At 40.0% G+C, this 1,884-nt stretch carries 4 protein-coding genes; 1 reads left to right on the forward strand and 3 read right to left on the reverse strand.

Features of this window, described 5'->3' with window-relative positions:
- On the reverse strand, window positions 1-337 hold a 337-nt coding region (locus Q0191_RS06485; protein WP_297664904.1), incomplete at its 3' end, for a molybdopterin-binding protein.
- A 269-nt stretch (window positions 338-606) separates the two neighbouring features.
- On the opposite strand from Q0191_RS06485, the gene Q0191_RS06490 reads away from it, so the two are divergent.
- Complete coding sequence (locus tag Q0191_RS06490; RefSeq protein ID WP_003071488.1) at window positions 607-1,017, forward strand: helix-turn-helix domain-containing protein; 411 nt, start codon at window positions 607-609, stop codon at window positions 1,015-1,017.
- A gap of 41 nt (window positions 1,018-1,058) precedes the next feature.
- Here Q0191_RS06490 and Q0191_RS06495 read toward each other — a convergent pair whose 3' ends face one another.
- Window positions 1,059-1,616 carry a GNAT family N-acetyltransferase gene (locus Q0191_RS06495; RefSeq protein ID WP_003071491.1) on the reverse strand — a complete coding sequence of 186 codons (558 nt, stop codon included), beginning with the start codon at window positions 1,614-1,616 and terminating at the stop codon, window positions 1,059-1,061.
- Between the two features lie 71 nt (window positions 1,617-1,687).
- On the reverse strand, window positions 1,688-1,884 hold a 197-nt coding region (locus Q0191_RS06500), incomplete at its 5' end, for a type II CAAX prenyl endopeptidase Rce1 family protein (protein ID WP_297664908.1).

The raw sequence follows: 1,884 nt of genomic DNA on the forward strand, positions 1-1,884 counted from the left end.
GCGTTCGAGCATAATCTGGTCGACTGGCAAAAAAACGATCCAACTTTTCCACAGCCTCGGGGTCAAAGCTCAACTCTCGACCTACAAACTTAGCCAAGGTCTGCTTGGTCAAATCATCCTCTGTTGGTCCCAGACCCCCTGTCAGGATAATTAAATCACTGCGCTCTTTGGCAATTTCTAGGACAGACAGGAGACGGTTTTCATTGTCCCCCACTGCTGTTTGAAAATAGACATCAATTCCTAGACTAGCTAGCTTTTCAGATAAAAATTGGGCATTGGTATTGACAATCTGACCTGTCAGAATCTCGGTGCCCACAGCAATAATTTCTGCTTTCATAGAACCTCCTACCTTACTATTCGGAATTGGCTTTATTTTATCACAAAAAAGAGTAAAAAAGTTGATTTTCTTTTCAGGAAATAAAAAGAGCTGTCAACTTTATTGACAAAGTTGTCAACATCCTGTGGATAACTTTTGGAATTCTGTTTGTTATGGAGAATAACTGCCTTGTTAAACAGATGCTATTGGCAAAGGAGACTTTTCTTTTTATAATAAAAATGAAAAGGATGGAAAGAAAAATTATTTATGTTATTAGAAAGGGAATCATCATGAAAATCTCTCAAGTTCTCAAAGACATTCGTCAACAACATCAACTCACTCAGGAAGCCTTGGCGGAAAGACTGAAGGTTTCCCGGTCTGCCATTGCTCGCTGGGAAAGCGGAAAAGGAATCCCCGATATTGGCAACTTGATAGCTATCAGCCGCGAGTTTAATCTCAGTCTGGACCAGCTCATCAAGGAGGATGAGAGCTTGGAGAAAAAGGTCATTGAAGACAGTAAGGCTAAGAAATGGCACTATTTAGTCATTTTCTACCTCTTCTCCGTTTTGGTTGAAATTGCCATCTTTGCCTATTTGCACCATATCTTTATGGCAGGTTTCCTCGTCTCCACCCTCTTTATGCTTTTCTACGAGCTGCGCATCTTTATCAAGGAAAAGATTTGGAGGCAGAAACAGGAGTAAAAATACTCACAGTGTAAAAAAGGCCTAAACAAACTATTTGTCTAGGCCTTTTTCTTGTCATTCTTTAACTTACTTTCATAGCGGAGACGGATGGTTGGCTCTCTGCGAAGGCTCAATCCCTCCTTTTCCCACATCAGTGTCATCCCAATTTTTTCTAAAACTCCTTGACTAGCAAAATTAGGCTTAGTCGTGTGGGCAAGAAATATCTTTATCCCAGGCATGTTCTGAACCAATTCTTTCAAGGCTAATGCTGCTTCAGTTGCGTAGCCTTTTCTGTGATAGTTAGCATTGACAGTATAGCCTATTTCCGCTGTTTCTTGTTCTGTATCTATTCTAAGAGAGATATTGCCAATTAATTTGCCTTCCGATTTCAACTCGATACCGTAGCGACCCAAAGGAGCGCTTAAATTATATAAAACAAGACTCTCTCGACTCTCTTCTATGCTTTGGTGCTCCGGATAATCATATTTCAATAATTCTCCATCTGAAGTATACTCATGATAATCCAACAAATCATCCATAGTCATAGGACGTAGGAGGAGACGCTCCGTCTCCAAGATACGATTCTCTGCTAAATATACTAAGGCTCTATTATCCATCCTTCATTTCCTTTCTGAATAATCTTAAAAATGACTAGAACACAATATCTTCTTTTTATTGACTTAGCAGTCTACTGGCTTATTGAAAAAATTGTAATCACAAAAGCAATGATATTATTGCAACAATGGAGGGCAATTGGATACCAGATATTTTTGTCCTTTCTCAGATACAGAAGCGATAGAAGAAGACCCCCGGCAATGTAGGAAATGGCTGTCACCCACTCTGACAAGGCCCAGCTGTGCATATGAAGGGTGGCAAATAGAAAGG

The organism is uncultured Streptococcus sp. (assembly GCF_938036805.1).
Taxonomy (GTDB): Bacteria; Bacillota; Bacilli; order Lactobacillales; family Streptococcaceae; genus Streptococcus.

Bases quoted from the DNA above. Each gene is read 5' to 3' on its own strand.
- Q0191_RS06490 (WP_003071488.1), top strand. From the start codon at position 607: ATGAAAATCTCTCAAGTTCTCAAAGACATTCGTCAACAACATCAACTC.
- Q0191_RS06495 (WP_003071491.1), bottom strand. From the start codon at position 1,616: ATGGATAATAGAGCCTTAGTATATTTAGCAGAGAATCGTATCTTGGAG.